13 protein-coding genes are annotated in these 15,980 nt (G+C 55.7%); 6 read left to right on the plus strand and 7 right to left on the minus strand.

The genetic code is table 11. The annotated features are described in order from the left end of the window. Positions 1-10: 10 nt before the first annotated feature. The 6 genes from yeiB to SB13_RS11495 all read right to left on the minus strand — a co-directional run bounded on the left by yeiB (position 11) and on the right by SB13_RS11495 (position 8,355). The gene (gene yeiB, locus SB13_RS11470) at positions 11-1,189 is read right to left on the minus strand and encodes a DUF418 domain-containing protein YeiB (protein WP_026740488.1); all 1,179 of its coding nucleotides are present in this window, start codon (positions 1,187-1,189) and stop codon (positions 11-13) included. Between the two features lie 198 nt (positions 1,190-1,387). After that, positions 1,388-2,053 carry a GTP cyclohydrolase I FolE gene (folE, locus tag SB13_RS11475; protein WP_026740489.1) on the minus strand — a complete coding sequence of 222 codons (666 nt, stop codon included), beginning with the start codon at positions 2,051-2,053 and terminating at the stop codon, positions 1,388-1,390. A 304-nt stretch (positions 2,054-2,357) separates the two neighbouring features. Beyond that, positions 2,358-4,025: a methyl-accepting chemotaxis protein gene (locus tag SB13_RS11480; RefSeq protein ID WP_026740490.1), complete on the minus strand. Its 1,668-nt coding sequence runs from the start codon at positions 4,023-4,025 to the stop codon at positions 2,358-2,360. Between the two features lie 437 nt (positions 4,026-4,462). Then, complete coding sequence (locus tag SB13_RS11485; RefSeq protein WP_026740491.1) at positions 4,463-6,151, minus strand: methyl-accepting chemotaxis protein; 1,689 nt, start codon at positions 6,149-6,151, stop codon at positions 4,463-4,465. 683 nt (positions 6,152-6,834) lie between these two features. Then, on the minus strand, positions 6,835-7,173 hold the full coding sequence (locus SB13_RS11490; RefSeq protein ID WP_026740492.1) for an ArsR/SmtB family transcription factor: 339 nt from the start codon (positions 7,171-7,173) through the stop codon (positions 6,835-6,837). Positions 7,174-7,236: 63 nt separating this feature from the next. After that, the gene (locus tag SB13_RS11495; RefSeq protein ID WP_026740493.1) at positions 7,237-8,355 is read right to left on the minus strand and encodes an alkene reductase; all 1,119 of its coding nucleotides are present in this window, start codon (positions 8,353-8,355) and stop codon (positions 7,237-7,239) included. Positions 8,356-8,570: 215 nt separating this feature from the next. Here SB13_RS11495 and SB13_RS11500 point away from each other — a divergent pair, with 215 nt between their 5' ends. The 4 genes from SB13_RS11500 (at position 8,571) to SB13_RS11515 (ending at position 11,922) form a co-directional block, all read left to right on the plus strand. Then, a complete protein-coding gene (locus SB13_RS11500) occupies positions 8,571-9,434 on the plus strand; it encodes a LysR family transcriptional regulator (RefSeq protein ID WP_026740494.1) in 864 nt (287 codons plus the stop codon). 90 nt (positions 9,435-9,524) lie between these two features. Then, positions 9,525-10,646 carry an S-(hydroxymethyl)glutathione dehydrogenase/class III alcohol dehydrogenase gene (locus tag SB13_RS11505; RefSeq protein WP_026740495.1) on the plus strand — a complete coding sequence of 374 codons (1,122 nt, stop codon included), beginning with the start codon at positions 9,525-9,527 and terminating at the stop codon, positions 10,644-10,646. 17 nt (positions 10,647-10,663) lie between these two features. Beyond that, positions 10,664-11,506, plus strand: coding sequence for an S-formylglutathione hydrolase (fghA, locus tag SB13_RS11510; RefSeq protein ID WP_026740496.1), 843 nt, complete (start codon positions 10,664-10,666; stop codon positions 11,504-11,506). A 203-nt stretch (positions 11,507-11,709) separates the two neighbouring features. Beyond that, on the plus strand, positions 11,710-11,922 hold the full coding sequence (locus tag SB13_RS11515; protein WP_026740497.1) for a KTSC domain-containing protein: 213 nt from the start codon (positions 11,710-11,712) through the stop codon (positions 11,920-11,922). A 36-nt stretch (positions 11,923-11,958) separates the two neighbouring features. On the opposite strand, the gene SB13_RS11520 is transcribed toward SB13_RS11515, so the two are convergent. Further along, positions 11,959-13,047, minus strand: a complete 1,089-nt coding sequence (locus SB13_RS11520) for an oxidoreductase (protein ID WP_026740498.1) — start codon at positions 13,045-13,047, stop codon at positions 11,959-11,961. A gap of 267 nt (positions 13,048-13,314) precedes the next feature. Here SB13_RS11520 and SB13_RS11525 point away from each other — a divergent pair, with 267 nt between their 5' ends. Further along, positions 13,315-14,826 (plus strand): sugar ABC transporter ATP-binding protein, encoded by a 1,512-nt coding sequence (locus SB13_RS11525; RefSeq protein ID WP_026740499.1) that lies wholly within the window; start codon positions 13,315-13,317, stop codon positions 14,824-14,826. Further along, positions 14,823-15,818: an ABC transporter permease gene (locus SB13_RS11530; RefSeq protein ID WP_026740500.1), complete on the plus strand. Its 996-nt coding sequence runs from the start codon at positions 14,823-14,825 to the stop codon at positions 15,816-15,818. The genes SB13_RS11525 and SB13_RS11530 overlap by 4 nt, the downstream gene beginning before the upstream one ends. Positions 15,819-15,980 lie beyond the last annotated feature (162 nt).

The following is a 15,980-nucleotide window of genomic DNA, read 5'->3' on the forward strand; positions in this document are numbered from 1 at the left end:
CAAACCGAGTTTATTCGCTGATAGCCACATCAGGCTTGCCCGCGACAAACCGCGTCAGGCGACGCCACAACCACTCCATCGGCCCCTGCCGGAAGACCCGCAGCCAGTAATGCGCAAACAGTAGATTGACGATCCACATCGGCGGCACCAACGCCAATAGCGCCAGCCGGTCGAGTTTCATGAACCAACCCAGCCTGTAGAACAGCGTGGTGCAGATCAGCGTTTGCAGCAGATAGCTGCTTAGCGCCATCCGTCCGATATCGCTAATCCACTGCGTCAGACGCCAGTGCCGCAGCGTCGGCCAGTAACCATAGCACAGCGCCAGATAGCCAATGGCTTGCAGCGGCGCGCTCAGTTCGCCGGGGATCTGCAACAACAGTCCGCACCAGCGATACTCCCAGTTCAAATGCCACTGCGCCGCCACGCCCACACCGTCGATGATCAGCGCGGGGACCAGCAGCACCAGCGCGACTTTACGATAGTGGCTCAGGCTGAATTCGCCCTTGAGCCACCCGCTGCGCATCAGCGCGCCGCCAAGCAGCATCGCCCCGCAGAGCAGCCAACCGTACTGCACGCCCATCGATAACAGACTTTGACTCAACATTGAGAGCCGATTGCTCCAGGCTTCCGGGCCGCCGGTCACCAGCCAGTGCGCCTCATAGGCGAGATCGGCTGGACCTGGCTGCCAAAATCGGCCGCCAGTTTGGCTCAGCAGCTGACTCAAAACCACCAGTATGGCGATCCCCGCCAGATACATGATCGTCCCTGCGCGCAGCAGCATTCTGGGGCTGTCAGCCATCCGCAGCATGCCGCAACACACCAGACCAATCAGCCCATAATCCAGCAGAATGTCGCCATCCCAGAAGAAAAGGCTGTGAATCAGGCCGAAGATCATCAGCCAGAACAGTCGTGCGTGGATCCAACTCCGCCCTCTCGGCTGTAAAAGCTGCAAGCTCGCGCCGAACAGCAAGGCGAACATGGTCAGAAATTTCCCCTGCACAAAAATATCCATGATCGCCCAGGTCCAGGCGTCGCGCACAGAGGGCAGACCGTGATAGGCGGGATTAAGGTAGGCGGCTTCGGGCAAACCAAAGGCGGAAACGTTCATCAGCAGAATGCCAAGCAACGCCACACCGCGGACAAAATCCAACGTGGCAATGCGGGGTTGTACTCGGGATGGAGTGACCATAGGCGTAAAGGTAGCTCGCAGTCTAAGTAAATACGGGTGTTGTTCGGTCCGTAAATTGTAATGACTGAGAGTCTAAAAACCTACGCTTTTACCGCCACGGGCAAAGAGATAGCGCAAACGACAGGACAAAAACGGCGTGAGGCGCGCAAAAAACCGGCGTCTTTGCACAGACGCCGGTGAGTTTGATCGTGCGAACCTTTAGTTGTGATGACGCACTGCGCGCAGGAACTCCTGACGCGTATTCTGGCTGGACTTGAACAGACCGCCCAGCGACGTGGTGGTGGTGGCGCTGGTAGCGTCGCGAATACCACGCGCTTTGACGCAGTAATGCACCGCATCGATAGAGACGGCGACGTTATTGGTGCCCAACAGCGTTTGCAGTGCGACTAGAATCTGCTGGGTCAGACGCTCCTGCACCTGCGGACGCTGGGAGAAAAATTGCACAATGCGGTTGATCTTGGACAGGCCGATGACGCCATCCTTAGGGATATAGGCGACTGTCGCCTTGCCGTCGATGGTCACAAAGTGATGCTCGCAGGTGCTGGTCAGCGTGATATCGCGCACCGTCACCATCTCATCCACCTTCATTTTGTTTTGAATGATGGTGATTTTGGGGAAGTTGGTGTAATCCAGGCCAGCGAAAATCTCTTCGACGTACATCTTGGCGATACGGTGCGGCGTTTCCGTCAGGCTGTCGTCCGTCAAATCCAGACTGAGCAGATTCATGATTTCCGTCATGTGTTCCGCGATGCGGCTTTTCCGGGTCTCCCGGTCCAGCATTTCCCCGCGCAGCGGCGTTTCCAGTCCGCGCGCCAGCAGCGCCTCATGTACCAGGGCGGCTTCTTGGGTCAAAGGTGATGACATTATCGTTCTCCAGCAGGGGTAACTTAATGCGGCGCCATACCGTCTTCAGGCGTTGCCCGCAACAGGCCGTGGAATTGACGACTGCACACATGAAATCAATACAGTGCCACTGACGGATGCACCCTGCGCGAATCCGCGCAATTTAACGAGGGACACAGCCTAATGGAGAGTTCGGCGATGATCCAGTGATTGTGTATCGTGATTGATGAAATTGCTGCAAGTGATGAAAGATGACGACCGCCGACATGGGGAGCAGCGGTTATCCGGCTCGTTGTAAATAGCCGAATAACCGGGTGCGAGACGTTTAGAATTTTTCCCAACCGTCATTGTTGTTCGCCCGCGTGGCAGGCAGAAGTTTCACGGCCGGCGTCGGTTTCTGTTTCACCGCCGGGATTCGCGTGGTCGTGATTGGGCAGTTGTCATCTTCCAACTGGAAGAGAGCCACGACGTTCGCCAGTTCGTGCGACTGCTGATCCAACTGCGCGACGGCCGCCGTCGACTCTTGCACCAGCGCGGCATTTTGTTGCGTCACGCCGTCCAGTTCATGTACGGCCTGGCCGACCTGAGTAATCCCCTGGGTTTGCTCGTCGGTGGCGGCGTTGATTTCGCCGATCAGATCGCTGACGTGGGCAATCGCCGTGATGATGGTTTCCATCGCTTCGGCAGACTGCTGCACCTGCTTATCGCCCACCTGCACATTCACTTCCGACTCTGCGATTAACTCCGCGATCTCCTTCGCGGCCTGGGCGCTGCGCTGCGCGAGACTGCGAACCTCACTCGCTACTACGGCGAATCCCCGTCCCTGCTCGCCGCCGCGCGCGGCTTCCACCGCCGCATTCAACGCCAGAATGTTGGTCTGGAACGCAATGCCGTTAATCACGTTGGTGATGTCTGAGATCTTACTGGAGCTGGAGGTGATTTTTGCCATGGTCTTGGCAACGTTGCTGCTGATTTCTCCCCCTTTCTTGGCCACGCCCGCGGCATCCTGCGCCAGAAGACGCGCCTGATGCACATTGTCCGCATTGTGTTTCACGGTCGAACTCAGCTGTTCCATGCTGGCGGCCGTCTCCTGCAACGCCGCCGCCTGTTGCTCTGTACGCCGAGACAGGTCCTCGCTTCCCACCTTGATTTCCGATGTCCCGTGGTCAATGGAACGCGTGGTGTCGCGAATGGCGGTCACGGTATCGCGCAGTCGCGACTGCAATAGCTTGATGTCCGGGATCAATCGACCGGCGCAGTTGCGTCCGAACTCAATCAGTTCGCAACCCAGACGTCCTGCCGTCAGCTGAGCCAGATGCGATTTGATGACCGCGATCGGTTTTACCAGATAGTTGCGCAGGTAATATTCGGTAAAGACCAGCACCATGATCCCGGCCAGTAGCACGATGATGATCGTATTGCGGTTACGGGCATTATGTTCATTGATAGAAGGAATGATTTTGGAGGCCGACATTTCGTCGCTGTATTTTTTGAGCTCATCGCCGAACGTCCAGGCCATCGGCGGAAAAACTTCGCGGAACAGCGTGCGAAAACTCGCGAGGTCATTACGCTGCAGCGCGGCATTCATTGGGTCTACCGCATCCGTGATCACCTTTTCCCAGCTGGTATAAACTCTGCTTGACGTGGTGGGTTCAATCCCGATGTGTTCGGAATTTTTAAAGTTCTCAAGCGCTGTTTTCGTATTCTGGATAGCGGCCTGCGCCATATCCATCGTTTTCTTGGCGTTAACCTGATCGTTATCCTGCAGATAATCCATCGCGCGTTCGAGACGGATCACGGCGCGGAAATACTGGTCATTGCCGTAAATCAAAAAGGAGTAGTCTTTTTTCTGTTCTTCGCCCTGCGTCAGTAAATTCGTCGCCTGATTCAGAGAATAAATACTGTATCCGGACGCAATACCCCATATCACGATCAGTGTGCCTACAATGGCTAATACCATTGCATGTATGCTGATGTTTCTCAGAAAATGCATATCCCACCCCATGAGAGTCTTTAATAGGTCCGCGCCCTGACGCGAACAATATTCTTTCTTTTCGATAAACGTATGTACCGCGATGATGAACCCTGTTAAGACGCGCAAAACTTTGCCCTGTTGCTCGCCTTAACTTGCTGATTTTAAAACCCGCCAGAGAAATACAGTCAGGCATGAACGGCGAGTAGGCGACCGTCCCAGACACCTGCCGGGTTTTAATGCCCTAAGTATAGGCACGGATATAAAAAGGGGTATTCAGAGCCACGCTTTTATCTAAAGAGAAAATGAGACCCGCGAAGAGAGCCGAGAAGAACGGCTATTTTGGGCCATACCGATTCTGACCATTGTCGTTATAGGGCACGCGTTGAGAGAGAAAGGGGAATAAAAAACGCACCGGCAAAACCAGTGCGCTTAACGATGCAAATTAACAACGAAAATTAAAATTGTTCCCAGTTGTCATGACTGTTTTGCGTCTTGCTGGCGATGGGCGCGGCGACCAACGCCGGCATTTGGCTCAGCGCTGGGCGTTTTAGCTCCTGACCGTTTGGCGTGCGACCCGAGGCCGGACGCTCTTCGTTATCCAGTTTGAAGACCGCAACGGCATCGGTCAGATGACGCGCCTGTTCTTCCAGAGATCCTGCGGCGGCGGAAGCTTCCTGCACCAGCGCGGCATTCTGCTGAGTCACTCCGTCCATTTGCGTCACCGCCGTGCCGACCTGCTCGATACCTCGGCTCTGCTCGTCCGAAGCCGAGGCGATTTCCCCAATCAGATCGTTTACGTGCGTAATCGAGGTGATAATGGTGCCCATCGCTTCGCCGGCTTTCTTCACCTGGCTGGAACCGATATCGACACGCGATACCGATTCGGCGATCAGACTTTCAATCTCTTTCGCCGCCTGAGCGCTGCGCTGCGCCAGATTGCGGACTTCCCCTGCCACCACGGCGAAACCACGCCCTTGTTCACCGGCTCTGGCCGCTTCGACCGCCGCATTCAACGCCAGAATATTGGTCTGGAACGCGATGCCGTTGATGACGCTGGTGATATCCGCAATCTTCCGGGAACTGGTCGTAATGTCATCCATCGTGCCCACGACTTCATCCGTGATCTCGCCGCCTTTGCGCGCGACGATAGACGCTTCTTGCGCCAATTTGCTGGCCTGATGGACGTTTTCAGCGTTCATTTTCACGGTCGAACTGAGCTCTTCCATGCTGGCTGCCGTTTCCTGCAACGCGGCGGCCTGCTGTTCGGTACGCGCGGACAGATCGTTGTTGCCCATGCGGATCTCGCTGGAGCCTTGATGAATGGAGAAGGCGCTATCGCGGATAGTGCTCACCGTCGACCGCAGGCTGTTTTGCAAAAAGGTTACGTGCGGGAACAGCTGACCGGCGCAGTTGCGGCCAAACTCAGTCAAATGGTGGCTCAGCTGACCTTCGCTCAAACGTTCAAGGTGCGACTTCAGTTGATTAATCGGTTTCACCAGATAGTTGACCAGATAACGGTCGCTGGTAATCAGAATGATCAGGCCCAGCACCATCGTCACGATCAGTATGCGTTTGTTCATTGAGGTCATCGCATGAACGTCGTCGATAGCTCGGTTGGCCTGCAACACCTCGGCAAAGTGATCCGAATTAGCCGCAAAGCTGACGCTCAGGGAAGGATACGTCACGCGGTAAATCTGCCGGAATTCGTCGATACGGCCAGCCTGCAATGCGGCGAACATAGGGTTAATTCCAGACTCGATAAGTGAAGACCAAGTAGATACGGTCTGAGTAAACAACGCGGGGTCCACGTCAAGCGGATCGCTTTGGCGGAACTGGTCCAGCGCACCCTGGGTGCTTTTTATGGCAGCGCCGGCTGAATCCAGCAGGGTTTTCGCGGTTGCCGCATCACCCAGCTGCACATAATCAGCGCTTCTCAGCATACGCGTCACGGCACGAAAATATTGATCGCCCCCTTTCACCAGTAACAGATAACTTTTTTTCTGCGACTGATTGACCTGGAGCAGTGACTCCATCTTATTAAATTCAGAAACGGTAAATAAAGATACGCCGACCCAAAGGACAAGGAATATGCCAAGTATGATTAACATCATAGCCCTGATAGTGACATTCTTCAGAAAGCTCATAAATAAACTCCGTATGTTTTACTAACGATTTCATGCCCGTACTGATAAACAACACGGACTATTAATCTGTAAAATCGTTCTTTTATTAAAAGGAATGACAGGTGCTGTATGTTGTCGCGGGCCGGCGAGATCGCCTGGCCGTTCCATTTTTCAATATCTGGACCACGCAATTAACAAATGGCGCGGCTAGTATATATCGGCCTAGCGATTAGGTTAGTTATTATTTTTGATAGTATTGTGAAAAATGACAAAACAAACGGCGGTAGACATCAATGGGTAAAGGCCCCCTGCTTAAACGGCGAGTTTAATACTGTTTTTATTCGTTAGTGAAAAAATAAATATTTATTATTTATTGAAATGAAAGGATAATTTCTTACCCGTCTTGGATTAAAGTTATATTTTTATGCATTACCCTTATTATGCGTACGTTAAATCCACAGGATCGAAGATTGTTAAAATAGGTAAAGATAATCACTCCCGTTACGGATATTCATAACCTTCCTATTAGGATTAACGCGCTACGGCCCGCTGCATCAAAGGGATTATTTTTTCTCGCCTTATTAATTAAGTCGTGGCGCGCTCAAACCCGGCGCATTGACTTAATCCTTGACCCACGGTCATTGAAATAAAGACCGCGCTCTGTGATGGCGAAAATAAAGTGAAGGGTGTTTGAAAGGAGAGGATTAACGCGTGGGCTCGTCGTCCGCAAGGGTCACGCCCAGATCGTCGATCAACGCCGTCATAATGTCGGATATACGGCTTTCGTTACGTTTGTAGTAGGTCCATATGCCGACTTTGGTCGCTTCAACCACGCCCAATTCCTGCAGGCTTTTGAGGCATAGCGAGGTCGCTGGCTGCGATAAGCCCGCTTTTCTCTGAATCAGGCTCGCGCAGACGCCATAGCGCTGATAGTCGTAGAGCTGCGTCTCATCGGCGAAAGCGGTATCGGGGTCTTTCAGCCAGACCAGAATGGCTCTGCGCGTAGGATGAGAAAAAGCTTTAAGCGCCTCGTTTAAGCCCATAAATCATTCACCTTGTAGTCATAGTCAGCGGCATCTCAACAGATGCCGCCCGCTTAATTACTCTTAGCTCGACGGATAGTCAATATAACCTTTATCCGTTCCGCCATATAGCGTGCCTGCGTCAACGGCGTTTAACGCCAAGCCATGCCGGATACGGTGCGGTAAATCCGGGTTGGCGATAAAGGTACGACCGAAGCCGAACAGATCGCCGTATCCCTTCGCCAGCATGCGTTCCGCTTTTTCTTGGGTGTATTTCCCTGCATACATGATGACGCCCTTAAAGGTCTCACGCAGCGCCTGACGGAACGTTTCCGGCAGCTCGGGATTATTCTCCCAGTCGGCTTCGGCGATAGACAGATAGGCGATCCCCATCGACTGCAACATGGCAGCCGCCATGACGTAGGTGTGGTGCGGATCGCTTTCCACCAGCCCCAGATAAACGCGCTCTTCGTCGGTTGTTTCAAACAGCGGCGCGAAACGGACACCGACACGCGATGCGCCGAAAACGTCGATGACGGCTTCGGTCACTTCTTTCAGGAATCGCAGACGGTTAGTCAGCGAACCGCCGTACTCATCGGTACGTTGGTTGGTATGGTGAGAGATAAACTGGTTGATCAGATAACCGTTGGCGGCATGCAGTTCGACGCCGTCAAAGCCCGCGTCCCGCGCATTTTCCGCCGCCTTGCGATACTGCTGCACCAGCGCCTTCACTTCATCCGTCGACAGGGCACGAGGCATACTGGGGTCCGCCAGGGTGCCGGTACCCGGCCCGGTTTCAATAAAGACTTTGACGTTTTCGGCGCGCAGCGCAGACGGCGCGACCGGGGCTGCGTCGCCCGGCTGCAGCGAGGTATGCGAAACGCGACCCACGTGCCAGAGCTGGCAAAAAATCACGCCGCCCTCTTCATGTACCGCGTCGGTCACTTTACGCCAGCCCGCCACCTGCTCCGCATTATAAATACCCGGCGTCCAGGCATAGCCCTGCCCCTGTGGTTCAATCTGGCTGCCTTCCGTCACCATAAAACCGGCGGTGGCGCGCTGGCGATAGTAGGTCGCCATCAGATCGTTGGGGATATCGCCCGGCTGGGTGCTGCGGGAGCGGGTCAACGGCGGCAGGGCAATACGGTTACGGAGCGTGAAATCCCCCAGGGTCAGGGGGGTAAACAGTGAGTGTTCAGACATCATTTTTTTCCAATATCAATGAAGGAGTTCTCTACCCTAACACATTTATATATTTAAATGTAATGATGTGACATCCTCTTTCTCACCGTTTGCCTCCCGCCTCGAATTTGGGCAATGTATCCCATTTAGTTAAGAAACATTGCAACTATGTAAATCAATCTATACTATTCAGTTTATCAAAACTAAACAGATACACTTATTCACGAATAGAGAAGATGGACCTAACCCAACTCCGCATGTTTTGTCTGGTTGCCGATAGCGGCTCCATGGCTCGCGCCGCCGAGCAACTCCAGCGGGTTCCTTCCAATCTGACAACGCGGTTACGTCAGTTGGAGTTGGAACTCGGTACAGATCTGTTCATCCGTGAAAAACAACGCCTGCGGCTATCGCCAGCCGGACACAATTTTCTGGGATACGCCCGCAAAATCCTCGCGTTAAGCGATGAAGCGTTAACGATGAGCCACAGTGGCGCGCCGGGAGGACAGTTAATGCTGGGCACGGAAGAAACCGCCGCCCTGCTGTGGTTGCCCGAGCTGTTGGCGCAATTTCACTCTCGATTCCCGCAGGTAGCGATCACGCTGAAATGCGCCGCCGGATCACAGTTATTGGATGAAGTGAGTCACGGCGATCTGGCCGCCGCGTTGGTCAGTTGTCCTATCGACAACGAGGCGCTGCACCACTGTCGGATAGTCAGCGATCGCCTGGTGCTCATTACCTCTCGCCAGCATCCTGCTGTGAATCAGGCCAAAGATTTGGACGGGGCTGTGATCCTGCAAGCCGCCGATGCCAGCGATTACCGGTCTCGCCTCACCGACTGGAGTCGCGGTCAGAGCACGCTATCAGGCCCGTGGAGCACGGTGAACTCGCTTAGCATGCTGGTGGCGAGCGTCGCCGGCGGGACCGGCGCGGCATTTCTGCCTCAGTCTGTATTGACCGCGATCCCCGGCGGCAGCCAGGTTCAGGTCCATTCGCTGCCTGAGACGGTCGCCGATATCGCCGTCGAGCTGGTCTGGCGTCGGGATGCTTTCGGTCCCAACGTCGAAGCCTTGAAAAAACTGATGATTGAACGATTCTCATAATAAGCCTTTTCGCGAGGTCGCAGGGCGACCTCATCGTGACCCATAACGACCCCGTGAAATTACCGCGAGTCATTGATACAGGAATTCACCATGCAAACCATTAAAACCCGTGCCGCCGTCGCCTGGGGCCCCAACCAGCCATTGTCCATTGAAGAAGTCGATTTGATGCCGCCGCAAAAAGGCGAAGTCCTGGTACGCATCATCGCCAGCGGCGTCTGCCACACGGACGCCTATACCCTGTCCGGTAAAGATCCCGAAGGCGTGTTCCCGGCGATCCTTGGTCATGAAGGCGCAGGGATCGTCGAAGCCGTGGGCGAAGGCGTCACCAGCGTCGCCGTCGGCGATCACGTCATTCCGCTCTACACGCCGGAATGCGGCGAATGTAAGTTCTGTCGTTCGGGCAAAACCANCCTGTGTCAGGCAATCCGCACCACGCAGGGCAAAGGCCTGATGCCTGACGGCACCACCCGCTTCTCGAAAGACGGCCAGCCCATTTTCCATTACATGGGAACATCGACTTTCGCCGAACACACCGTGGTTCCGGAAATTTCGCTGGCGAAAATCAGCCCTGAAGCCCCGCTGGAAGAAGTCTGCCTGCTGGGTTGTGGTGTCACAACCGGCATGGGCGCCGTCACCAACACGGCGAAAGTTCAGCCGGGCGACACCGTGGCGGTATTCGGTCTGGGCGGCATCGGACTTTCTGCGATTATCGGGGCGAAAATGGCCGGCGCAGGACGTATCATCGGCATCGACATCAATACCAGCAAGTTCGAGCTGGCGCGTAAACTGGGCGCAACGGATCTGGTGAACCCGAAAGAGTATGACAAGCCGATTCAGGACGTCATCGTCGAGATGACCGACGGCGGCGTCGATTTCTCCTTCGAGTGCATTGGCAACGTCAACGTCATGCGTTCGGCGCTGGAGTGCTGCCATAAAGGCTGGGGCGAGTCTGTGATCATCGGCGTCGCAGGCGCGGGCGAAGAGATCTCAACCCGTCCGTTCCAACTGGTGACCGGTCGCGTATGGCGTGGTTCCGCCTTCGGTGGGGTGAAAGGCCGCAGTCAGCTGCCGGACATCGTGCAACGCTATCTGGATGGCGAATTCCCGCTGACCGACTTCATCACCCACACGATGAAGCTGGAAGACATCAACGACGCCTTCGACTTGATGCACGAAGGTAAGTCCATCCGTACCGTGATTCACTTCAACTAAGCTGAGGTCGCCCTGTCATGACTGCGCCACTGGAACTTCTGGAGCAACATCGCCTGTTCGGCGGCTGGCAACAGCGCTTTCGCCATACCTCTGCCGTACTGCAGTGCGATATGACGTTCAGTCTTTACCTGCCGCCGACGGCGGATAAAACGCCGCCGCCAGTTCTGTACTGGCTCTCCGGGCTGACCTGCACCGATGAGAACTTCGCGGTCAAATCCGGTGCGCAGCGCGTCGCGGCCGAGCTGGGATTGGCGCTGGTCATCCCGGATACCAGCCCGCGTGGCGAGGCGGTCGCCGACGACAGCGGGTACGATTTGGGTCAGGGCGCAGGTTTTTACGTTAACGCGACCGAAGCGCCGTGGGCATCGCACTACCGAATGTTCGACTACCTCAGTGACGAACTGCCGGCGCTGGTTCAACAGCATGTGAAGGTCAGCGACCGTCAGTCCATCAGCGGTCATTCGATGGGCGGCCACGGCGCGCTGATGCTCGCGCTGCGCCATCCGGGACGCTATCGTTCGGCGTCGGCTTTCGCGCCTATCGTCAACCCCAGCGCGGTGCCCTGGGGGCGCAAAGCCTTCAGCGCCTATCTGGGTCAGGACGAAAAGCGGTGGCGCGACTACGACAGTTGCCACCTGTTGGCCGCCAGCGAGCATCCGCTGCCGATACTGATCGATCAGGGCGAGGACGACCCGTTCCTGCCTGAGCAGCTACAGCCGCAGGCGCTGGAAGCGATCGCCCGCCAGCGACGGTGGCCGCTGACGCTGCGCATGCAGCCGGGCTATGATCACAGCTATTTTTTCATCGCCAGCTTCATCGAAGATCACCTGCGTTTCCACGGGAAATTCTTGCAGCAATAAGGTGAGAGGGGTTTAATACCTGCATGGGCACAGGCAGGGCTTATCATTTTGAGGTTTGGCGGCGTCAGGCCGATTTTACGGATTTCAGCGCCCTGCCTTGCATGTCCATCCCGTAGACAAAACAAGATACACACAGTCACAGCATTGCAGAACGCCTGCAGTTTCCGGCGGTAATGCTGCACAGCTAACAGGGAGTGACCAATTTGCAACGTAAGCGTGTTTCATCCGCCGATCTGTTTGCCGTCGGCTACGATGCTGAGACCAGCATCCTTGAAATCGAATTCCTGAATGGAAGCCTGTACCAGTATCAAGGCGTCGCGCGCATGATCTATGAAGAGCTGCTCGCCTCGAACGCGAAAGGCAGCTATTACACTCGCTACATCAAAAATTCATTTCCCTACGAAAAATTGCAGTAATCATTCAGGGCGGAAAACCGCCCTGTCTTCATTATCTTACTCGTTTACGGACTCCACCTGCCTGAACGCCGTCATCAGCCGGACCTCATCCAGCGCCACCGGAACATAGTGGATGGATTCACCCGGTTGTAGAGTACGAGCGACAATTGCATTCATCGCCGCCGAGTCGTTGATGTCTATCGCCAGATCGGCCAGCGTAGTGGGCAACCCCATTAGACGAAACGCTGCGCTGAGCTCAAGCAGCGCATCGGTATCTTCCAGCAGCGCGCACTGCACCAGAATGCCGTAGGCCACCTTGGTGCCATGGAGAAAACGTTCTGTATGCGGCAACACCGTCAGACCGTTATGCACCGCATGCGCCGCCGCCACGCGGGTGTAACGCTCGCCCAGACCGCCGACCATGCCGCCACCGGCGATAATCGCTTCAACCACATCCAAAAAGTCCTGAGTGATCGTTCCCGATTCAACCGCTTTCAGCGCGGCTTCGCTTTGTCGCAGCAACACGTTGCGAATGTCCAATGCCGTCTGCAAGCCCAGCCGAACGGTCAGCGGCAGCGTTTCCGGGCGGGGGCTTAGCACCACGGCTTCGTACCACTTGGCGAGCGTATCGCCGATACCGGCCAGCAGATAGTCCACCGGGGCAGACAGGATGATGCGCGGCTCCACCAACACCATATGGTTCGCGTCTTCGAAAATTTCGAACCGTAACGCCTGTCCCTCGTCGTTATACCAGACGGATAGCGGCGTCCACGCCGCGCAGGTCGCCGCGATGGTCGGGATCGCCACCAGCGGAACGCCCAGACGACGCGCCACCACTTTGGCGGTATCCAGCACCGCCCCGCCGCCAACGCCGATGACCACGGAACGATCGTCGCCCGCCAGAGTGACCCATCGCTCGACTTCGCTTTCGCTGCAGTGCGCGGCGAAGCATCCCCGCTTTGCGCCTTCTGCTGAAAACGCCGCGGGCAGGTATGGCTTCGCTGCATCCAGCGCGCGCGCGCCGTGGATCCATAGCGCTCGTTCAAGCATCGGCGCAGGATAGAATTCAGTCAGTTTGTCGATAGCCCCTGGAAAGGAAAAGTAATTCGCCGGCCCAACCTGGACGCGGATAGGTGTTGTGCTCATTATCGATTATTCCTTGCGTTACAACGTGTTGGCCTTTTATTGCGGCAGGAGCGTTCACCCCGATGGCGGTTTTTGTCGTCAGACCGTCAACGCATCTTAAAATCATCAGGCCCTATTCTTAATCACTTTTTTGCTTAAGTTATGCTTTTTCATTTTCAAACGCGGCGCGAATCCCCACTATTCTGCATTCTTTATCTCAAAAAAGTGTGTTAATTTTCAGCCGGCTAACGCCACTATCCCTTATCGCCGAGACGAGTTGCCGTAGTTATGTCCATTGCCCACCGTTCACGTTTGGAAATGCGCGACATTTCCATCTCCTTCGCCGGTTTCCCGGCGTTAAAACAGGTGCAGTTTGCCCTGGAGGGCGGTTCTATCCACGCTCTGACCGGCGCTAACGGCGCCGGAAAATCCACCCTGATGGCGATTCTGTCCGGGTCGCACGACCGCTATACCGGCAACATTTTGCTGGACGGCGAAACCCTCTCTATCCACTCCCCGCGTGATGCTAAGCGGTACGGCATTCATCTGGTTCAGCAGGAAGTCGATGCGGCGCTAGTGCCGACGCTCTCGGTCGCCGAAAACATCATGCTGGACACGCTGGCGCAAAACGGCCACGGCCTGAACTGGCCGCACATTCGCCGTCAAGCCGCTGCCTTGCTGGCTCAACTGGGAATAAACCTCGACGTGCGTCGCCGTATGGAGCACTGTTCGCTGGCGGAAAAACAGCAGGTGCTGCTGGCGCGCGCGCTGTCGCACGACTGCCGTTTTCTGATCCTCGACGAACCGACGGCGCCGCTGGACCAGGAAGAGAGCGAACGACTCTTTGCCGTTGTGCGTCGCCTGCAGGCGGAAGGCATCGGCATCGTGTTCATCTCCCACCGCATCCACGAGCTGAAAGCGATTTGCGATACGCTCACCGTTCTGCGCGACGGCGAATTCGTCAGCCGTACGCCGATGCAGGGGTTGAGCAGCGAACAGATCGTTGAAAATATGCTCGGTCATCAGTTAACCGACATCTTCCCGCCACGCTCACCGGTGATGCACAACGAGACGCTGTTGCGCGTTGAAGGCCTGCATGACGACACGTTGCTGCAGAATATCTCTCTGACGCTGCGCAAAGGCGAAATTCTGGGGATCGCCGGTCTGGCGGGCGCAGGAAAGACCGAACTGTGCAAGGCGCTATTTGGCGCGAGCCGGAGTCGCATCAACGCCGGAGAATATCGGGGAAAGCCCTGGAGACCCCGTACGCCTGCCCACGCCGTCGCCGCCGGGATCGCACTGGTGCCGGAAGAACGCCGTAAAGAAGGCATTTTTATTGATGAAACCGTGTCCATGAACCTGAGTATCGCCGCCAGCGACAGCTTTTCCCGCTGGGGCGTGTTCAGTGGACGTCAGGCCGCCGCCTGGGCGAAAACATTGATCCGGCAGCTCGACATCCGTACCCGGGGGCCACAGCAGACCATTCGTCGATTATCCGGCGGCAACCAGCAAAAGGTCGCCATCGGTAAATGGATGCGCAGTGATATGCAGGTGCTGATTTTCGACGAACCGACCAAAGGCGTGGACATCAAAGCCAAGCAGGATTTGTTTGGTTTGATGGGCGAGCTGTCGCGTCAGGGGAAAGGCATTATTTACGCCTCGGGCGAATTTTCCGAACTGGTGGGGCTGTGCGATCGCATCTGCGTCCTGTGGGATGGCCGTATCGTAGCGGAACTGGACGCCGCGACGACGGACGAAGAAACTCTTTTATTGTATTCAACCGGAGGAACTCCTGCGTGAGTCAGCCACATTCATCTAACGGGGCTCTCCCTGTTTTTCATCGTCTGTTCGATTTCCTGTACAAATGGGGCATGCTGCTGACCGTTGTCGCGCTGGTGGTGCTGTTCGGACTGGCATCAGATAATTTTCTCGACCCGTACAACATCATTAACATCCTGCGGTCCATCGCCATTGTGACGGTGATCGCGATCGGCGTTTCGCTGTCTCTGTCCGTCGGCGGCTTCGACCTGTCTGTGGGATCGACGGCCTCACTGGCTAATGCGCTGGTGGTTTCGCTATTCGTCTGGTACGGCTTTGGCACAACGGGCGCTATTTTGCTGACGCTGGCATTGTGCATGCTGGTGGGATTGTTCAACGCCTTCCTGATCGTCATTCTGCGCATTCCAGACATGCTGGCGACCCTGGCGAGTCTGTTCGTGATTCAAGGTGTCGCGATGACCTACAGCTACGGCGGCTCAATCACCCAAAACATGGTCTTACCCAGCGGGGAAATGGCGGAAGGTCTGATCCCGGAGTTTTTCTCCACTCTCGGGCAGGTGCCGACCATCGTCGTAATCATGCTGGTGGTCACCGTCGTCGTACAACTGTTCCTCTCATTGACCAAACACGGCCGCCGGATGTACGCCATCGGCGGTAATCCCGAAGCCGCGCGCCTCGCCGGTATTCGCACCGCGCGTTACCGGGTCATGGCCTATGTATTTTCCTCCCTGCTGGCCGCACTGGGCGGTATCTTGCTGGCGTCGCGCATCGGTTCCTCTCAGGTCAATGCCGGTGGCGGCTATCTGATGGATGCCGTGGCCGCCGCCTATATCGGCTTTTCGCTGGCCGGTTCCGGCAAACCGAACGCACTGGGCACGCTGGTCGGCGCCGTACTGCTGGGCGTATTGCAGAATGGTTTAGTCATGTTATCCGTGCCTTATTACGCCATGGACATCATTAAGGGGCTGGTGCTCGCCGCCGCGTTGGCGATGACCTACTTCCAAAAACGCTAAGCCGTTCACCGGCGTATCGAAAGCCTTTTCCGATTGATACGCCGGTGACCACGCCTGTTATTGCACAAACCGGTTAAATTCTCGTTATAAAGCACACATTTCGCTTAAAAAAGTTCATACAAAATTGTGAACTACATCGTATTCCTTTACCTCTTTGTCTAA

This window comes from Lonsdalea quercina subsp. quercina (assembly GCF_000688695.1).
GTDB classification, from domain to species: Bacteria; Pseudomonadota; Gammaproteobacteria; order Enterobacterales; family Enterobacteriaceae; genus Lonsdalea; species Lonsdalea quercina_D.